Source organism: Phormidium sp. FACHB-592 (genome assembly GCF_014695795.1).
In the GTDB taxonomy this organism is placed as follows: Bacteria; Cyanobacteriota; Cyanobacteriia; order Leptolyngbyales; family Leptolyngbyaceae; genus Stenomitos.
Window position 1 is genome coordinate 1 of sequence record NZ_JACJOZ010000043.1, and the last position, 19128, is coordinate 19128.

Sequence of the window (19128 nt, forward strand, 5' to 3'; positions counted from 1 at the left end):
CAGTGCTGCAAGACATCGCGCTGCGGTACTCCAGGAGCCGCCCAGACCAAACCAACGCTGACCGTAATTTCTCGTCCGTGAACCTGCCAAAGTGCGGGAAAGCGATCGAACCACTCAACGCATTCTCTGGCGGCTAAGGCTGGTTCAGGATAGTTACGGTAAAGCACACCGAGAAAGTCATCTCCACCCGCATAGATGATGCGTCCGGCACCCTTTGGCAGAGAGAATCTCAACGTTTTGCCACCCCAATCAATCATGGCTTGGCTAAAGTCGTGGAGAGCAGCCGCTTCAGGCTTGCCAGTTTCAACCAATCCCTTGAGATACTCTCCAATGCGATCGCCATCACCCTGGAACCAACCTGTCCAGCGGCGTTCTTCCGGTCTGGCTCGGTGGCGATTAATGTCTCTGAAACTGAGGGGGATTTCAACACTGAGACGATCGTTCGCTTGAAGGTTAAGCCGCTCTGCGATCGCATCCAGGGTGATCAAGCGCTTAATCAATTCGAGAATACTGAGCCGTTCGTTGGCGGCAATGATAGCTTCGCTAAACGCTCGGCTCAACGCCTGACAGAAGGCGCTGATTTGCTCAGTTTGCTGAGACAGATGCAATTGTTTGGGGTCAACTTTGTCTGCCATGCCATACCAGGCAATCGCATCGGCACCAGAAAGGGTAGAACTCTCGCCCACCCAGTTGATACCAGACCAGCCCCGCGATCGCTTCTTTTCATTTAAGCGTCTACGAACATCCCCAATGCGATCGGGCAATGCGTCATCGTTTTTATGAGTCTGTGCCCAGAAGAATTCCCAGGTGTGGTTGCTCCAGGCATTCCAGGCGCGTTGCCAGCGATAGGGCTGAAAGTCTGGCAAGCGTGTCTCAATTTCATCACGGCAGGCTTCAACAACATCTGTCCAGGCTTTTTCAAAGACTGCTCTGGCGACTGCTTCGGGGAAATTGCCTCGAATAATGATTTGGTTGGGCGTACCTTGAGTCAAGTTGATCAGTGCAGGGGAAATAACAGGCTCAGGGTTTGTTTGACGATCGTACAGTTGTTGATGCGCCGCATCGCAGAGCGCGCGCGCGAGGTAGGAAAGGATGAAGGAGCTGCCATACAGGTCGCGCAGCTTACGAGACTTCTCAATAAAGCCCTGAACGGGGGCAAAGGTGATCGCGGTGTAACAGCTTACGTCGTCAGGCATCATGAACGCTCAGCGAGGAAACGGCTTTGAACATAGCTTAACCAGTGACTAGAAGAGGGGGCTTCTAGCAGCACGTTAAAAAAGATGGAGCGATGGTTACTCTAAGGCAGTACACCCCACACCGTCTTTAGACTTTCCACAACCAGCTAATGCAAATCGCTTCTCCAGGTTGACTGATTTTCTCCTGATGCTTAGAAAATTGCAGGTTTATTTAATTTAGACTGGCACATCACCCTATCCTATTCGTTCTGCACCTCCATCATTCTGGCTCTCCCGATGCTAACCCCCAAACACCGTCTGAAGCTTGAAGGCATTTTCGCGCCCCGATCGCCCCTGGAATTTGTGGGCTTTGCCCTCGTTTCTGGCATGTTGGGGCTACTGTCATCGGGGAATCTTATTGGGCTGGTCTTTGTGCCATTGTTTGCGATCGCTTGGTGGTCGTTTGACCACTGGCGCAACAAAAAGCTTGCCGCAACCGTCTCCTGCTCGATTGCGAAAGAGCCGCCACACCCTGCCAGAGGCTTGCTTTTGTTGCTCAGTTCCTATGATCCTCGTATCGCAAGCTTGAAAAACCCGGCAGTGCTCCATCCCTTGATTGAGTACATTCTCCATGTCGAAGCGCCAACAGAGGTAGATTTTGCTGCCATCAACCTGCTCGGTTCTAACCTGCTGCCACAAATTAGAGCAGTGGATTACCACGCTCAAGGGGGAAAGTTACGGGATATCTGGTGCATTGCCACTGAAACCTACGATACGGTCAAGGGTTCCGATGTCGCCGCCGCCATTTTAGAAAAGTACCTGCGCTTACAGTACGGCACTCAGCAATTTGACGTTCATCGCAGCCCAGACTTAACGGTGCGGGAGTATGACTACGCTAAACTCTGGCGCATTGTGGAAAATGTCTTTCGGCAGTCTGGGTATAAGGATGAAATGCTACTGGCAGACATCACGGGGGGTAACAAGATGATGAGTGTGGCGATCGCGATGGCGTGTATTCCTCCCGGACGGCGTATGCAGTACATGGATACCCAACGAAACTGGCATGGCAATCCTTTGCGTCAGGGGGAGATGAGTCCTGTAGTAATTGACATCGACCCGATGCTCTATCCCTCCCATGAGCGGTGATTTGGTATCGCGCTTTCTCTCTGATGAGAACTTTCAGCTTGCTTGGAGTCACGTCTCAGCCAATCGGGGGTGCGCTGGAGTTGATAGCGAGACGATCGCCCATTTTGCCCAAAATGTCGATCACTATCTAAAAGCTCTGCAAAACGCTGTCGCCGAGCATACTTATCGTCCCTTACCGTTGCGCCAGTTGTTCATTCCCAAGAAGTTAGAGGGCTGGCGCGAACTACGGGTACCAACCGTCCGTGATCGCATCGTCCAGCAGGCACTCCTGAACATTCTGCATCCCCTCTTGGAACCCCAGTTTGAACCCTGTAGCTTTGCCTATCGTCCCGGACGATCGCACCTCATGGCAGTACAGCAGGTAGGGAAATGGCGCGATCGCGGCTATGAGTGGGTTTTGGATGCCGATATTGTGCAGTTTTTCGATGCCATTGAGCATTCCCGGTTGTTTGCTGAGATTCAGGAACGCTTGAACGAACCCTGCTTTTTGGCATTGCTTCAGGCGTGGGTGATGGTCGGTGTGTTGACGACTGAGGGCATTGTTTTGCCTACCAAAGGGGTGCCTCAAGGATCAGTCGTTTCACCTATCCTGGCGAATATCTATCTAGACGATCTGGATGAAATTTTGACGACGTTGGGGCATAGGGTCGTGCGGTTTGCAGATGATTTTGTCATTCTGGCACGGACGGAGCAGCGTCTGCTTCAGGCAAAGCAGGATGTGTCTCAACTGTTGGCAGGCATGGGCTTAGAGCTACACCCCGGTAAAACTCAAATCACCACGTTTGACAAAGGCTTTCGCTTTTTAGGGCACGTCTTTGCAGGTGATGTGATTGTTGTCAGCAAGAAAGCTAAACCGTTGCCGCTGTCAGAGCCTTCTCAAGGTAAGGAACTCCAACTGGTTCATGCCGATCCAGATCTGCCATCAAGCCAAATGCAGCAGGCAATGGTAGAGGCGTTGAAGACTGCCCAGCATCCCATTCCGCCACCACTCTTTGTGGTGTTGGGGTACAAAGTTCGGGAGGCACAGCCTGTCACCATTTGCTCTAACGAAGCCCCGTGGAACCCCACTATGTCTACACTTTACTTAATGCAGCAGGGCACAACGCTCAAACGCGAACAGGAACGGCTCATCATCCAACCGCCAAAAGGAGCAGCAACCGAAGTACCCCTGCGAGAAGTGCAGCATATTCTGGTCTTTGGCAATATTCAACTGACTACAGCGGTCATCTCTACGTGCTTAGAGCAGCCGATTCCGGTGATTTTTCTGACGCAGATGGGCGAGTATAAAGGGCACCTGTGGAGTGCGGAAGCTGCCGATCTGGTGGTAGAGACGGCACAATTTCAGCGACGGCAGGAGGCGGAGTTTCAACGCAGCATGGCACGGGAATTAGTGCAGGGCAAGCTCTGGAACTCGAAACAGTTGCTCTTGCGGCTCAACCGGAAGCGGCAGTTAGCGGCTGTTACAGCAGTGATTAACCAACTGGATGAAGATCGCGAAGCGGTCAGTCGGCTTGAAAACACGCAAACCCTCGATCAGATCCGGGGCTATGAAGGGGCAGGAGCCGCCCGCTATTTCACTGCGCTGAATCAACTCATTGTGCATCCGGGGTTTGTCTTGCAAGAGCGCGTGTTTCATCCGCCTACTGACCCCATGAACGCACTCCTGAGTTTCGCCTATACGCTCTTGTTCAACAATGTGTTTAGTCTGCTGTTGGTGGAGGGGTTGAACCCCTACCTGGGGCATCTGCATGGTGCGGAACGCCCTAAGCCGTACCTGGCGTTTGATCTCATGGAGGAGTGGCGATCGCCCATTGCCGATACGCTGGTGATGAAGCTGGTTAACCAAAAGATTCTTAGCCCGACTGATTTTACCTATCCCAATGAAGCAGGCGGAGTGTATTTAGGAAGCAGTGCCAGACGGCTTTTTTTGAAACATTTTGATGCGCGGCTAAATGAGCAGTTGTCTCACCCCGACGTGCAGCAGCAGGTATCGTACCGTCGAGCCATACAGTTGCAAATTCAACGGTACAAACGGGCAGTCTTAGGTAATCAACCGTATCAAGCCTTCAGGCGGGTGATCTAATGCTGGTAGTGGTTGTTTACGACATCCCAGATGATAAACGGCGGCTGAAGCTATCTAATTTTCTCGAAGGGCATGGTCGTCGGGTACAATACTCGGTGTTTGAGTGCTTTCTGAGCCTGGATGAGATGCGGCAGTTGTTTCAGCAGGTGCAGCGACGTGTCAAACCAGAGGAAGACAGCATTCGGTTTTATTGGTTGTCGCCGGATGCTGTTTCGAGAGTGTTGGTCATTGGTAGCCCTGCCCCTGAACCACCGCCCAATACCTACATTATTTGACCCATCCCACACCCCCACACCCCACACTCCGCAAATCCCCCAGTTCCTATTAGCAACTCACCCTCGCTCCACAGGTCGCTAAAATGCCAGAACCCCGATTGTGCCGTTGCCCTCTGTGGGTTGTCTGCCCAGAAGGTGTTTTGGCGATCCCCTGAAGACAAAAATCAAGCCAGAAGCAGCTCTGTTATAGTCTAATCATCCCCTGTGGAGTTTCGTCGCCTGAACTTGGCTTCAGGTATGGCTCTCTGGAGTGGAGGGTTTACCGATGAACCCAAATCGGATTAGTTGAAAACTTACAGAGCAGATGAGGGAGAATACGAATACTAGAGCACTGCGTTTACCGATGAACCCAAATCGGATTAGTTGAAAACAGCATCTTCTTTCTTTTCTGGCTCAAGTAGAGACTTGTTTACCGATGAACCCAAATCGGATTAGTTGAAAACCGGCAAACCCAAGCTTCCTGCTAGTGAAGCAAATCGCTTCGTTTACCGATGAACCCAAATCGGATTAGTTGAAAACGGGAAAGCCTGTTACAGCCCACCATTGTTTTGTACCAATAGTTTACCGATGAACCCAAATCGGATTAGTTGAAAACCGGGGGTACTGGTATAAACAAACCTTTGTCCTGTAACTTACCAGTTTACCGATGAACCCAAATCGGATTAGTTGAAAACGCAATAGCGCCTCTTTTGAGACGTTTTTCATGATGTAGAGTTTACCGATGAACCCAAATCGGATTAGTTGAAAACGTTGATGGCGCGATCGGCTGAGTCTTGCTGCAACTGTTTGTTTACCGATGAACCCAAATCGGATTAGTTGGAAACTTAATAATGAACCTTCATCGCTGGTTTTTATAATTTCAATTGTTTACCGATGAACCCAAATCGGATTAGTTGGAAACTTGATGTCCTGGCATAGCATAAGCGCTAGATCCAGCATGTTTACCGATGAACCCAAATCGGATTAGTTGGAAACATAAGTGGTAGTTTTCATCATTAGCGGCGTCCAATAAATTTGTTTACCGATGAACCCAAATCGGATTAGTTGGAAACAATATAGCCATCACTGACTTCGTATGAAGTAGATTCTACTGGTTTACCGATGAACCCAAATCGGATTAGTTGGAAACAACTACTAAAAGCAATGTGCTTACGGAAAGCGCGAGGTTTACCGATGAACCCAAATCGGATTAGTTGAAAACAATTTTCAACGGTACTGAAAAAACCATAGAATACCAAGAATGTTTACCGATGAACCCAAATCGGATTAGTTGAAAACTTAACCAGTGACTTCGCTTGATCCTCCATAAAGTGTTCGAGTTTACCGATGAACCCAAATCGGATTAGTTGAAAACTCTTCATTATAGGTTGCTACACCTAAAACGGGATTAATTTCGTTTACCGATGAACCCAAATCGGATTAGTTGGAAACAAGATGTCTTCCCACTCTGCATTACCGAGTTAACGCGTTTACCGATGAACCCAAATCGGATTAGTTGGAAACAGTTCTGGCGATTTACAGGCACTTCAACCCGTAACAGGTTGTTTACCGATGAACCCAAATCGGATTAGTTGGAAACTTCAAATGCTTCTACCGTTCTATTCGGTTGAACATCAATAGTTTACCGATGAACCCAAATCGGATTAGTTGAAAACTCTTCGCGCACGATCGCGAGGATGTCGTAAAGCGAGAAGTTTACCGATGAACCCAAATCGGATTAGTTGAAAACCGCACCCAATTAGCAGGATTGCTTTTATACTTTTCAGGAACGATATTTCGATGGTTTACCGATGAACCCAAATCGGATTAGTTGAAAACAGTGAGTCTTTGATGCCGCCCATGTTAAGCAGGGCGATGGTTTACCGATGAACCCAAATCGGATTAGTTGAAAACTCGACCCCAATGCCTGTCTGATTTTTGTTACAGTAGATGTTTACCGATGAACCCAAATCGGATTAGTTGAAAACATCCACCAAATTGCTTGCGGCTGGATGTTGGCACCATCTTTTGTTTACCGATGAACCCAAATCGGATTAGTTGAAAACGCTAGGTAGAGTTCCCAATCTAAATCAGCAATCTCATCGTTTACCGATGCACCCAAATCGGATTAGTTGGAAACTTGAACATTGGATATTGACGTTGTGCAGACTCATAAGTTTACCGATGAACCCAAATCGGATTAGTTGGAAACCTAAAGCCAACTGTGCTGAAGGTTAGCAATGCTGACAGTACGTTTACCGATGAACCCAAATCGGATTAGTTGGAAACAAACAGCCTCTAAAGGCATATTGCTTTTTTCAGAAAAGCGTGTTTACCGATGAACCCAAATCGGATTAGTTGGAAACTTACGGATGATTTTAATTGCTTAATGGGAATACCGATACGGTTTACCGATGAACCCAAATCGGATTAGTTGGAAACAGTGTGCTGCTTGAAGTGCTGGCACTGACCGCAGACTACCAGTTTACCGATGAACCCAAATCGGATTAGTTGGAAACTTCAATTTTGGCAATTTGAAGCATCAGTTTTGGTGCATATTGGTTTACCGATGAACCCAAATCGGATTAGTTGGAAAGCCTTGCTCTAGATGCAAACCTCCGAATTCTTTGAAACTCGGAGGTCTTTTGTTTGCAACGTTCGCCAATGATCTCAAAGCGGATTGCTCCTACTGCGATCAATGGCGCAGCGATCTGTGTCGATGAGGGGCGATCGCGTACCACTGCTGCCCTTCCATGTCTCTTCAGTAGTACAATTGCTTCAGCTTTCCCAGACGCTAACCGATGCGACGAGATTCCATTTTTTATCAGTTGTTTCAACAGTCTCCCGCACTGCTGTTTGAGCTACTCGACTACCCTCCAGCCAATGCCCAGGGCTATCGCTTTGATTCGGTTGCAGTCAAAGAACCTCGCTTTGAAATTGACGGCGTGTTCTTGCCACCAGAGTCCGACAGCCCCGGAGTGGTGTATTTCTGTGAGGTGCAATTCCAAAAGGACGAGCAACTTTACGAGCGCTTATTCGGCGAATCGTTTTTGTACTTCTACCGCAACCGTGAGCGCTTCAGTGATTGGCAAGCCATCATCATCTATCCATCACAGACAACCGAACAAAGCTGCACGCTTCCCTATCAAGATTTGCTGTCGAGCAAGCGGGTACATCGTGTGTATCTGAATACACTCGGTGCGATCGACCAGTTGCCACTTGGCGTAGGGTTAATGGTCTTGACAACACTCCAAGAGCCGCAGGCAATGCAAGCCGCCCAAACGTTACTGGCGCGTGTACAGGAGTCATCACCGCCAGAACCAAGTCGTGCCATCATGGAGATGATTACAACCATTATGGTTTATCGGTTCACAAACCTTAGCCGACAGGAGATTGAGGCGATGTTAGGACTGAATTTGCAGCAAACGCGGTTCTATCAAGAAGCGAAGGAAGACGGAGAGCGTTTGATTATCCTGCGCCAGCTTACCCGTCGAGTGGGAGCTTTGCCCGAACCGATGCGATCGCAAATTGAAGCACTACCCATCAGCCAGCTAGAAGCACTGGGCGAAGCATTGCTAGATTTCTCCAACCTGTCTGATTTGGAAACATGGCTAACAGAGCAAGGGCGTTAGGCGAGTAGGGTCAGGTGAAGCAGATCAGTCCTTGCACCGTCTCCAGTAACGCAGTTGGTATTGTTCGGGGCTGTTCCTGCCTCCAGGGTCCACAGGTCAACTCTAAATGGGGTTCCCTGGTATGGATAGTTTCACATGGTTCTAGCCTGCTATGCAGCACAGCCAGCGGCGTGAGATTGCCCCGATCGCGACAAAATTCATGCCAGGGCGCGATCGCATCTGGCTGTGAACTAATAATTAAGTAGTGAGAACAGGCTTCCAAGATGGGTTGCTTTTCTGGCTGCACCATGCCGCCCACATCCACCAGCACCAGGCTCTTCTGCCTGCGTAACTGCAAAATCGCCTGGGCGTGATACGCAAAGAAGCGATCGGTCAACTGCCCGCGATTGGTCGCCTTCAACGCTTCGCGATCGTCATCAGCAAAGACCGCTCCCAGTTCCAGAATATAGTTGCCCTCACCATCCCACTGCGCCCGTTGCAGGTAAACATCCGGGGCATCCGGCAGCAATGCCTGGAATAAGGCATGAGACAGCACGCTTTTCCCGCTGTCTGGCGGTCCCACCACTAACAGCGCGGGGCACAGGGCAGACGTAGCAGCAGCACCAGGCAGTGACACTGGCAACACCTGACCAATGCTTGCTAGCCGAGAGTGCGTAGAGACCACGATCGCACCCAGTCGCGGGTCGTAACAGGCAACCCAAGCGGTCGGATGCAGTTCCTGCACCAGGTAGCTGTAAAGCCAAATGGGCGCACGCCCAGAGAGCACCACGCCGCCTGTGGTATCAATACCAGGGGGTAATGCCAAGTTGCTCAAATCAGCGGGTGCAATGATGCGATCGCGCCGCGTCATGGCGATGGTCAACCACTGGTAGGGCAAGCCCTGCACCATGTGCTGCTCACTTAACTGTAAATGGATGGCTGGTTCAGCTACCGCTTCCATCGGCGTTACTCTCCCTGCTGGTATCTCCGTGCTATTATCACCTCGACCTTGAAGAGGGGAGTTCGAGCTTTGTCAGCCCTTGGTTTTCTCTATCCGCCCAGCCCTTCCATTCTGCATTGGCTCAGCGCCGGACAATTGGCGAATCGGCTACAGCGGACTCTGCGCTTATGGGTCTTGCTGCACAGGCTCTATGGGGTACAGCCCCATTGGTCTACTTCCTTACCCCAGCCCTTTAGTTATCCCGATATACGCGAACGCCTGTTCGCCGACAGTCACAGACGGTCTGACTCTCTTTCAGCCCAAGAACTAACAGCAACCTGCGCTGACCCAACCTGTCTCTGCCACAAAACCTTGCAAACCTGGCTGCATGAGGTCAGTCCCCGTCTAACGGCTTCGGAGTGGCTGACCGAAATGGCGCAACTCACTGGACTGGCTACGACAGAACTGGAACAGCACCTGGAGCAATGCCCTTTTGCCACCGTTCACCGCTCCCTACGAGACGACCTCAAACTGTTGAGCCAGCAAGGTTGGCTGGAACCACTTCCGCAGGGACGTTATCGTTGCGTCTCGACCGCTAAACTGCCCTTACCACCGCCACCCGCTGCGTCGCTCACTGCTCACTCTGCCCTGTTCGCCTCCCTCTCCGCTGCCCAAACCTGGGAAATGCTGCGCGTTTTAGAGGCACTTGCCTTTGTGCAACCCAACCTGCAACTGGTGGTCCAGGCGCTGTGGGAACAGCTAACGGCGATCGATGCCCATCGCTTGCGCGAAGAACCCAGTCAACGCATTTTCATCCACCTCGATTACATTCTCTCGGAAGCGATGCAGGAAAAAGTGGATGACTTCCAGGAACAGATCGAACAACTGTGGGGTACTCCCGATGGTGGCGTGATTCAATTTAAGACCTGGCTTGCCAGGGAAGAGCGTCAGGTGCCGGTCACAGTTTATCCAGTCTGTTTGCACTATGCGCGACGGGCAAAATATCTGAGCGCTTATGGACTTGACCCTGAAGGCAACCTGGCTTGGCACAACTATCGACTCGATCGCGTTGCGTCCAAAAAGCTGAAAGTTTTAGCCTGGGGTGATCCGGGGGTGCCCCAGGGGTTGAAAGAGCTGCGGCACGCTGGAGAGCTGCCCTCACCGGAAGCCGTTAAAGCAAAGTTGGACGAGGCGTGGGGGTTTAATTTCTACCTGCCGCGTCAACTGCTACTCTTGCGCTTCCCAGCCAAATTTGCCCATTGGTATGTAGACAATACTGTGCGCCACCCAACCTTTTGCCCAATCGCTTACAGTCGCCTGCCAGACCTGGTTCGTCAGGAAATCACTGATCCCCTGGAGCAGCAGGAAACCTTAAAGTTAATCGATCGCCGCTCTGCCAGCGATGCCTATTACGCTGTGTGGATTCGAGCTGGTGATATTAACGTCATGATGCGCCTGCGCGACTGGCGACCCAATGGCGAAGTTATTGCGCCCCTGTCGCTAAGACAAGACATTGCGAAGGAAGTAACCCAGGAGTTGGCACACTACAGCGATTAACCAAGCATGAGCCATTACTTTGCCAGGTGATTAGCCAAAAGTCTTGTTGGCTTTGGGACGCTAGCCCAGTTTTCTACCTGTTTGCTACAGGAGCGATTAGCACCCGACGAAGTTCAGTTTGATTGTGTCTACTGCCAAAACTAGGATTTGCCAAGAGGTTTACTCATCTCATCAAGCTGTTTAGTAATCCCGTCAATTTATTAAGTTTTCTAAAATGGGGTAAATCTGGGGTAGCAGTTGAGCAAAATCGCTGAAATCAAGCTATATCAACATCGTATTTAGCCTTCCAAGCTAATAATGCGGGTTCGATTCCCGCCGCCCGCTTTAAACTGAAAGCCCCTGAAACATATGTTTCAGGGGCTTTCGCAATTTTAGATATTATCAAAACTAGTACGGACATTTTGTGTTCTAGCAAACTTTAGGGCTGAACCTGCCTTTAGATCACTCTAAGGATTCTTATTGTGGGTTTGCGCAACCGCATCTCGTCCACTATTAATTTGTTGCCAACAGTTTTGTGACAAGATTCTGTCACGGTTGTACAGTGACTAATTAAGTGTCATCGAGACAAATTAATGTCGTCGGGCTGAGAAACCCTTAGAGAAGGTGCTCTGAGGGTTTGACGGCTCCTCACAGTATTCCTGGAGGCTGTCTTCCAGTGACAAATTAGATGACGCGTTAGAAATTTGTGACGAATTAACTGTCGCTTTTCCTCAAGCGTTAAAGTTGAGCGAGTGACAGATTAGGTGTCGCGTGACTATGCCTTGTGTGGCCAGCAACAGTATAGGGAGCAGCTTGTCCGTTCTCAAAGGCTAAGAGCCTGATGCTCTCGTTGCGCTTTTGCTTTGGCAGGCGATCACTCTGCTCAAAAGTAATTTATTGACACATTAGCTGTCACTTTTCCTACTGTTGTGGTAAATTACTACAAACAAAACAGTACATCAGTACTTTTATGCTGAATTGCTCTACCCAAAGTGATCTGTTAGCAGAGATTATCGCTGACCCTTCTCAACAAACGGTTGAACCAGCAGCATCGAACACCATTGTCAGTGAACTGAATGCTGAGGCTCAACTGAAGTTAACGGTGATCCAAAGTCTCATTGCACCGTGTGATCGCAAGGCGTATGGGCAAAAACTGAGGGATGCGGCTGAAAAATTGGGCGTTTCCATGCGATCAGTCCAACGGCTAGTGAAGCGGTGGGAGCAGGAAGGACTAGCAGGCATCGCCCAAGATTCCAGAGCGGACAAAGGCAACTACCGCATTGGAGACTTCTGGGAGGGCTTTATCATCAAGACCTACAAGGAAGGCAACAAGGGCAGCAAGCGCACGACACCTAAGCAAGTAGCTGTAAGGGTACAGGCGAAAGCGCGTGAGATTGGCAATGAGAAACCGCCTCACTATCGCACAGTACTGCGGGTACTCAAACCGATTATGGAGAAACAGGAGCGAGCCAACAGCATTCGTAGCCCAGGCTGGAAAGGCTCAACCCTCTCAGTTAAAACCCGTGACGGCAAGGATCTTGCGATTGAATACAGCAATCACGTTTGGCAATGCGACCATACCCGAGCAGATGTTTTGCTGGTAGATCAGTATGGCGCACTGCTAGGTCGCCCCTGGCTAACTACAGTCATTGATTCTTACTCCCGCTGCATTATGGGAATCAACCTGGGTTTTGATGCCCCCAGTTCCCAGATTGTGGCTTTAGCGCTGCGTCACGCTATTCAGCCTAAAAAATATGGGGCAGAGTACAAGCTGCACTGTGAATGGGGCACCTACGGCAAACCGCAGCACTTTTATACTGATGGCGGGAAAGATTTTCGTTCCAACCATGTGCAGCAAATTGGAACTGATTTAGGTTTTGCCTGCCATTTACGTGACCGCCCTTCTGAAGGCGGCATTGTTGAGCGTCCCTTCCGCACTTTGAATGACCAACTATTTTCGACGTTACCTGGCTACGTTGGCTCGAATGTACAGGAACGGCCAAAGGAGGCTGAAAAAGATGCCAGCTTGACGCTGCGCCAGCTAGAGCAGTTGATTGTGCGGTTTCTTTGCGATCAGTACAACCAAAGTGTTGATGCTCGGATGGGTACCCAAACACGCTTTCAACGTTGGGAAGCTGGTCTAACAGATGTTCCCGATGTTATTGATGAGCGGCATTTGGACATTTGCCTGATGAAGGCATCACGACGAACCATCCAGCGGGGTGGCTACTTACAGTTTGAGAACTTGATGTATCGCGGCGAATACCTGGCTGGCTATGCCGGGGAAACCGTATCACTGCGCTTCGATCCGACAGACATTACAACTGTTTTGGTCTATCGGCAGGAAAACCAGCGAGAAGTTTTCCTGGCGCGTGCCCATGCTCAGGGATTAGAAGCTGAGCACCTCTCCCTAGAAGAGGCAAAAGCGAGTAGTCGTCGCTTGCGCGAAGCAGGGAAGACGCTGAGCAATGAAGCGATTTTTTACAATGCTTTGGAGGAGGATGCCTCTGTCAAAAAGAAAAGCCGTAAAGAGCGCCAGCAGGAAGAACAGAAGCTGGTGCGATCGCAACCCGAAAAATCTGTTGAACAGACGATGCCTCAAACACCTGAGCCTCAACCGGAGATCGCGATCGATTTAGGTTTGGCAGACTTTATGCCCATTGATTTCGATGACCTCAAAGGAGGCTGGTAAGCATGGTGCAAGCAAAGGAATGGGCAGAAGTCTTAGGTGAGTTTCAGCCTACCGAAGCTCAATTAAAAGCTGAAACTGATCGTCTCCGTAAAAAGACCATTATGCCTTTAGAGCAGGTTAGTCGATTCCACAACTGGTTAGATGGCAAGCGCAAGTCGAGGCAGTCCTGCCGGGTTGTAGGCGAGTCCAGAACAGGCAAATCAATGGCTTGTGAAGCCTACTTCTATCGCCATAAACCCCAGCAAGAACCAGGCAAAAAACCGATTGTTCCAGTTGTTTATATCCAGCCCCCTCAAAAGTGTGGGGCAAAGGATTTGTTCAAGGAGATTATTGAGTTCTTAAAGCACCGGGCAACGAAAGGAACCATATCAGACTTTCGGGGCAGAGCAATGGAAATATTGCAAGCTTGTGAGGTAGAAATTCTGATTATTGATGAAGCCGATCGCCTCAAACCCGAAACCTTTGCTGACGTAAGAGACATTTACGACAAACTCGCAATTTCGGTGGTTTTGGTTGGCACTGATCGTTTGGATGCGGTCATTAAGTGTGATGAGCAGGTCTATAACCGTTTTCGTGCTTGTCACCGCTTTGGCAAGCTATCCGGTGAGGAATTCGTCAAGACGGTTGCCATTTGGGAACAGAAAATCCTGAAGCTGCCAGTTGCCTCCAACTTAACCAGTAAGGAAATGCTACGCATTGTCACCGCAGGGACGGAAGGCTATATCGGACGCATGGATGAAATTCTGCGGGAGGCCGCCATTCGATCGCTCTCAGCAGGTTTCAAGAAGGTGGAGAAGAAAATCCTTGAGGAAGTTGCTAAGGAGTATAAGTGATGGTGGAGGCTGACATCCAACCCTGGCTCTTCCAGTTTGAGCCTTATGAAGGGGAAAGCTTCAGCCACTTTCTAGGACGCTTTCGGCGACCCAATTATCTGACACCCAGTGGGTTGGGGCAACTAGCAGGTATTGGCGCAGTCGTCGCTCGCTGGGAACGGTTTCACATGAATCCGTTTCCATTACCGCAGGAACTGGAGCGCTTAGCGGTCGTAGTGGGTGTCAGTGCTGAACGCTTAGCAGCAATGCTGCCGCTAAAGGGTGTAGGGATGCAGTGGACTCCCATTCGGCTCTGTGGGGCCTGCTATGGCGAAACTCCTTGCCATCGCATGGAGTGGCAGTACAAGTCAATCTGGAAGTGCGATCGCCACCAGCTAAAGCTTTTAGCAAAATGTCCTAAATGTGAAGCAGTATTCAAGATGCCTGCTCTCTGGGAAATGGGTACTTGTTCTCGTTGCCAAACACCATTTTCAGAAATGGCGAATCACCAGAAATTTGCCTGATTGAAGCATACAGGCTTTCTCCTTTGTATTCGGCATCAAAAGGTTTGTGCACCTGCAATCTTATTGATCCACTCTTGAGCAACTGCCTGAATTGTGGTTAGTGGTTCCTTGTAAGGATATGTTGTAATGTGCTCTAACCTGTTTCCGCTGCTGGAGTTCTGTTTGAGAGGGATTTGAAGGTTGTTGAAGAGCGTGCGTGCGCTTTCAAGATCCCCCTTTCTGTCATACCCCGCAATTTTCCAACCTTCTACTGTCAGTACACAGTCTATTGCGACTATGAAGTTATTCGGTAGATAGATATTGTGAACCAAAACATCCAGAAGCGATCGTTCCTTGCGCCAAAGCCACTGCTTAATCTCTACAGGCTTATTCTGATAGTCGATCAGGCTTCCCAATTCAGACACTTTTTTACGTAACTCTGCCTTAAATTTGTTAACTTCTTCCAGCAGCGCAACAATCTCGCTACCTCTTTCGTTGAACAGGTTGAACATGCTTTCATCCATTGCTGACCCCCTCATCAGGTTTTCGATCGTTTCTATAAAGTCGGTAAGTGAAATCAGGAATTTGGTATTGGCTCCAACGAGGTAGTCTCCCATCAGTGGACGAAGTTTGGAGAAGAAATCGGCATACCGGATGGGAATGAAGCCGTGCAGATTTTGGTCTCCTACGGGATAGAGGCTGAGGAGAAACATGGTCAACTTACGGTGGGAGCGTTGCTGTTGCAGGAAGGATGCGTAGTCGTGAAATGGATTTACGGCTGAGTGGTAGATCTTATTCTCGATCGCAACCAAGTGCGTGTCTGATTGAATCAGGATGTCGATACGGTTTCCGGCTTTGGTGGTGACTTCGCGCTCAACGGTCACGCTTGACTGTGGTTCGTAGTTAGGCGCTAAAGACATTAGTGCCTTCAGGCACAGGTCAGATAAGCCATGAGGGGCATCGGGTTGAAAATAAAATGCCAAGATGTTGCTACAGACGTTTTCGTAATGGGGATAGCCTGCAATCTCCATAAAGGTTGGGTCTTTAATCGGAGATGACAGGCTTTTGAAGACGTCTAAGAGTTGGTGAAACTGATCGGCTTGCAAAGTTGAGTCCTAGATTTAAAGAGCGTGGAATCAAGCGACTAGGATCTGTCGTGCTGCGACCTCCATTAAGACTGAACTGCTGTCTCGTGCGGCTTTGAGTTTAGCTTCTAGGTCATCGCAGAGGGAGAAAAGGGAATTAACTTTGGCAACGATCCATTTTTGTTCAGTGAGGGGTGGAAGAGGGTGCCATTCTTCATGTAGTTGTAGGCATCCTCAAACACGTCCCGCGCCACCTTCGCGCGTAGTCGGTTCTAGGTCAGATCGGCAGTTCCTTTAGCGTCTTAAACAGGACATTATCCACAAAGTCCAGCAGGGTTTTCCCGGTCATGCCCTCCGAATCCGTCGCCCAATTCCGCCAGCGCAATCCTTCCAGGATCGGTGAGTGATAACATCCCGCTCAGTTCATACTCTTCCTCCTGGGCATCAAACGCCTTCAAGAACAGCATCCACACTAATAGACTATTTATCCCGCTTTGCTTTGCTGTTGATTTGCTTTTTTAATCGACTCAGCTCTCCTTTTAAGACAAGTGTTCGTGGATGTTTAAGACTAAACACCTGATTAAATATTGATGAGGCTTCTTCATAGGCTGCTACAGCTTCGGGGAATCGCTGAACTTTTTCATAAAGTTTCCCTAGTGTGCGAATACGCTCAGCAAAATATTGGTTTTGAGTTTCCTGACGCTCACGCTGAATGTTTTTCCACCGTTCTAGCAACGGGATGGCTTCTGAATACCGCTCCTGCTCCTGATAAAGTGATACCAAATTATTTAAAGTAATAGCAGTATTAGGATGGTTTTCTTCAAGCTGCTCCTCACAGATGTTCAGGGCTCGAAGAAGGAGCGGCTCTGCTTCCTGATACCGTCCGGTCTCTTTATAAATTAATGCCAGATTATTGAGGCTGCTAGCAGTGTCAGAATGGTTTTCGCCAAGTTGCTCCTCACAGATGTTCAGGGCTCGAAGAAGGAGCGGCTCTGCTTCCCGATACCGTCCGGTCTCTTTATAAATTAATGCCAGATTATTCAGGCTGCTAGCAGTGTCAGGATGGTTTTCGCCAAGTTGCGTTTCACGAATCTCCAGGGCTCGAAGAAAGAGCGGCTCTGCTTCCCGATACCGTCCGGTCTCTTGATAAATTAATGCCAGATTATTCAGGCTGTTAACAGTGTCAGGATGGTTTTCGCCAAGTTGCGCTTCATAAATCCTCAGGGCTCGAAGATAGAGCGGCTCTGCTTCCCGATACCGTCCGGTCGCTTGATAAAGTACTGCCAAATTATTCAGGCTGTTAGCAGTGTCAGGATGGTTTTCGCCAAGTTGCGCTTCATAAATCTTCAGGGCTCGAAGAAGGAGCGACTCTGCTTCCCGCTGCCGTCCGGTCTCTTTATAAAGTGATGCCAGATTATTGAGGCTGCTAGCAGTGTCAGGATGGTTTTCGCCAAGTTGCTCCTCACAGATGTTCAGGGCTCGAAGATAGAGCGGCTCTGCTTCCTGATACCGTCCGGTCGCTTTATAAATTAATGCCAGATTATTGAGGCTGCTAGCAGCGTCGGGATGGTTTTCGCCAAGTTGCGCTTCACGAATCTTCAGGGCTCGAAGAAGGAGCGACTCTGCTTCCTGATACCGTCCTGTCTCTTGATAAAGTACTGCCAGATTATTCAGACTAGTAGCAGTATCAAGATGGTTTTCTCCGAGTTGCTCTTCACAAATTCTTAGAGATTGCTCACAGATAGGGACTGCACTTCCGTTGTTACCTTGGTCGCTCTTGCTACTGCTGAGATCACGTAACAGTGTAACAATGTAACGCGGATTTATTAGTTCTACATTTTCGTAAATTGCTTGGGCACGACTGAAACGTGATTCAGCTTCTTTATAATTTGCAGAACGTCGCTTGACAAGCCCCTGCAAGTGGAATGAAAATCCACGTTCAAATTCATTTAGTCTTCCTGCTCTCTCATGTTCAGAAAAACCCTGAAGAGCGGCTTGACTGCGATTAAGCTGATGATAGGTCCACCAATCAATTCCTCGATCTAGTAATCGCCCTGTCTGTGCGTTTCCTTCATTGAGAATCTCGTGATAACAAAATTCAACATCTTCTTCCGATGATGTTCTTCTATCAAAAAAATAATCTGCTGCCCGTTTTGATAGTTTCAGGAACTCTTCTCGATTCTGTTTCCAGAGTTGACTTAACAAAACTCCCCGCGTTAGTTCATGAATGTTGCACCCATGCCCTGGAAACTCTTCTACAAACGTTAGCGTTCCTAAGTCAGCATAAAGTTCCTCTGCCTGATCTACCAATTCTGGGCGTAATGCCGCCAGTACCTTTGCATCAAAAAAATGCGGGATTGCTGCTGCCCAGAGCATCGACACCAACGCATCAGGCATCTGACTCATTTGCAATTCCAGCAAAACCCACTGCCGATCTGTCTCTGTCTCGGCTTGCTGTACTCGCTTTAGTAGATCTTCTATGCTGACCAAGTTTTTATTGCTACTGACTAGTTTTCTTTTCTATAGCTGCTACGAAAAACTGATTAATTTGTGCTGGGTGACCATGAAGACCGTCTATAACTAATTTAATAGTCTCTTCTGGTACTTTTGATAATTCCAATAAATCTGAACAGAAGTCACACCAAGCTTTTACATCGTTTATGGGGTTGAGCGAAAAATGCTCGCATTCGTCAACCCACACTGAGTTATTTGGATCAGGGATGGATTGACCTGCAATCACAGTCACCACGTTCCTCAGTCGCCGCGCCACTGCCCGTAACCACTTGCTTTCAAGCCACTCTCGTAGTGAATCACTAGCCAGTTGGTATGTGTCAAGTGTGATTACCGTTCGATGTTCAAGTGCTGCCAGGTCATTAAAAAACGCTTTTTGTAGCTCCTCTAGGCGATATTCTTGGGTCTTAGGATCAACGTGAGAGTTAATTGCTATTGAAATTGTATTTTCTGCGGCAATGTCATTTTCAGAAAAGTCAACGCCTCCTTGAACAAACAGCTTAACTTTGCTCAAAAAGGTTTGAAATTGCTCTTGACCTAGCTCAGTCACAACCTCTGATAAAAAGGCGGCAATGCTGTCTACCCCTTTACAATCAAACGGTACATACTTAACTCCAGACGGACACTGATGCTTAAATCGGCTGAGAAGGGAGGTCTTTCCCATTCCTGATACACCTTCAATAAGCATAATGCGGCAGTCATAGTTACCCACTGCCATCTTCAGGAATATTTCTAGTTCTTTTGTACGGTTTGCTAAATTACGCAGTTTTGGCATCGATC

Annotated in this window: 13 protein-coding genes, 1 tRNA gene and 1 CRISPR repeat array; of the genes, 9 read left to right on the forward strand and 5 right to left on the reverse strand. The window is 49.0% G+C overall.

All coding sequences use genetic code 11. The features are described from left to right. Nucleotides 1-1199 (reverse strand): type III-B CRISPR-associated protein Cas10/Cmr2 (locus H6F86_RS10720; protein WP_190448595.1); only part of this gene is annotated, 1199 nt, incomplete at its 3' end. Between the two features lie 273 nt (nucleotides 1200-1472). On the opposite strand from H6F86_RS10720, the gene H6F86_RS10725 reads away from it, so the two are divergent. The 4 genes from H6F86_RS10725 (at nucleotide 1473) to H6F86_RS10740 (ending at nucleotide 8290) form a co-directional block, all read left to right on the forward strand. Next, nucleotides 1473-2321: a hypothetical protein gene (locus H6F86_RS10725; protein WP_190448596.1), complete on the forward strand. Its 849-nt coding sequence runs from the start codon at nucleotides 1473-1475 to the stop codon at nucleotides 2319-2321. Beyond that, on the forward strand, nucleotides 2311-4404 hold the full coding sequence (gene cas1, locus H6F86_RS10730) for a CRISPR-associated endonuclease Cas1 (protein ID WP_190448597.1): 2094 nt from the start codon (nucleotides 2311-2313) through the stop codon (nucleotides 4402-4404). The genes H6F86_RS10725 and cas1 overlap by 11 nt, the downstream gene beginning before the upstream one ends. Further along, a complete protein-coding gene (gene cas2 / locus H6F86_RS10735; RefSeq protein WP_190448598.1) occupies nucleotides 4404-4679 on the forward strand; it encodes a CRISPR-associated endonuclease Cas2 in 276 nt (91 codons plus the stop codon). The genes cas1 and cas2 overlap by 1 nt, the downstream gene beginning before the upstream one ends. A gap of 257 nt (nucleotides 4680-4936) precedes the next feature. After that, nucleotides 4937-7255: direct repeats of the CRISPR family, unit length 31 nt; unit sequence GTTTACCGATGAACCCAAATCGGATTAGTTG. Between the two features lie 204 nt (nucleotides 7256-7459). Further along, a complete protein-coding gene (locus H6F86_RS10740) occupies nucleotides 7460-8290 on the forward strand; it encodes an Rpn family recombination-promoting nuclease/putative transposase (protein ID WP_190448599.1) in 831 nt (276 codons plus the stop codon). A 10-nt stretch (nucleotides 8291-8300) separates the two neighbouring features. Here the strand turns inward: H6F86_RS10740 and crn3 are convergent, their stop codons facing one another. Then, nucleotides 8301-9230, reverse strand: a complete 930-nt coding sequence (crn3, locus tag H6F86_RS10745) for a CRISPR-associated ring nuclease Crn3/Csx3 (protein ID WP_190448600.1) — start codon at nucleotides 9228-9230, stop codon at nucleotides 8301-8303. A gap of 69 nt (nucleotides 9231-9299) precedes the next feature. Between crn3 and H6F86_RS10750 the strand changes: the two genes are divergently transcribed. The 5 genes from H6F86_RS10750 to H6F86_RS10770 all read left to right on the forward strand — a co-directional run bounded on the left by H6F86_RS10750 (nucleotide 9300) and on the right by H6F86_RS10770 (nucleotide 14773). Then, nucleotides 9300-10766: a TIGR03985 family CRISPR-associated protein gene (locus H6F86_RS10750; RefSeq protein WP_242033469.1), complete on the forward strand. Its 1467-nt coding sequence runs from the start codon at nucleotides 9300-9302 to the stop codon at nucleotides 10764-10766. A gap of 216 nt (nucleotides 10767-10982) precedes the next feature. Then, nucleotides 10983-11090: transfer RNA gene (locus tag H6F86_RS10755), tRNA-Ser, on the forward strand. A gap of 625 nt (nucleotides 11091-11715) precedes the next feature. Further along, nucleotides 11716-13437: a Mu transposase C-terminal domain-containing protein gene (locus H6F86_RS10760; protein WP_199305212.1), complete on the forward strand. Its 1722-nt coding sequence runs from the start codon at nucleotides 11716-11718 to the stop codon at nucleotides 13435-13437. Nucleotides 13438-13439: 2 nt separating this feature from the next. After that, nucleotides 13440-14270 (forward strand): TniB family NTP-binding protein, encoded by an 831-nt coding sequence (locus tag H6F86_RS10765; protein WP_190448602.1) that lies wholly within the window; start codon nucleotides 13440-13442, stop codon nucleotides 14268-14270. Continuing rightward, nucleotides 14270-14773 carry a TniQ family protein gene (locus H6F86_RS10770; protein ID WP_190448603.1) on the forward strand — a complete coding sequence of 168 codons (504 nt, stop codon included), beginning with the start codon at nucleotides 14270-14272 and terminating at the stop codon, nucleotides 14771-14773. Before H6F86_RS10765 ends, H6F86_RS10770 begins: the two co-directional genes overlap by 1 nt. 35 nt (nucleotides 14774-14808) lie before the next feature. Here H6F86_RS10770 and H6F86_RS10775 read toward each other — a convergent pair whose 3' ends face one another. From H6F86_RS10775 to H6F86_RS10785, 3 genes are all read right to left on the reverse strand, one after another. Then, nucleotides 14809-15858 (reverse strand): PD-(D/E)XK nuclease family protein, encoded by a 1050-nt coding sequence (locus H6F86_RS10775; protein WP_190448604.1) that lies wholly within the window; start codon nucleotides 15856-15858, stop codon nucleotides 14809-14811. A 459-nt stretch (nucleotides 15859-16317) separates the two neighbouring features. Next, entirely contained in the window at nucleotides 16318-18327 is a 2010-nt protein-coding gene (locus tag H6F86_RS10780; RefSeq protein WP_190448605.1) for a tetratricopeptide repeat protein, read from the reverse strand. Nucleotides 18328-18337: 10 nt separating this feature from the next. Then, the gene (locus H6F86_RS10785) at nucleotides 18338-19123 is read right to left on the reverse strand and encodes an ATP-binding protein (RefSeq protein ID WP_190448606.1); all 786 of its coding nucleotides are present in this window, start codon (nucleotides 19121-19123) and stop codon (nucleotides 18338-18340) included. Nucleotides 19124-19128: the final 5 nt, after the last annotated feature.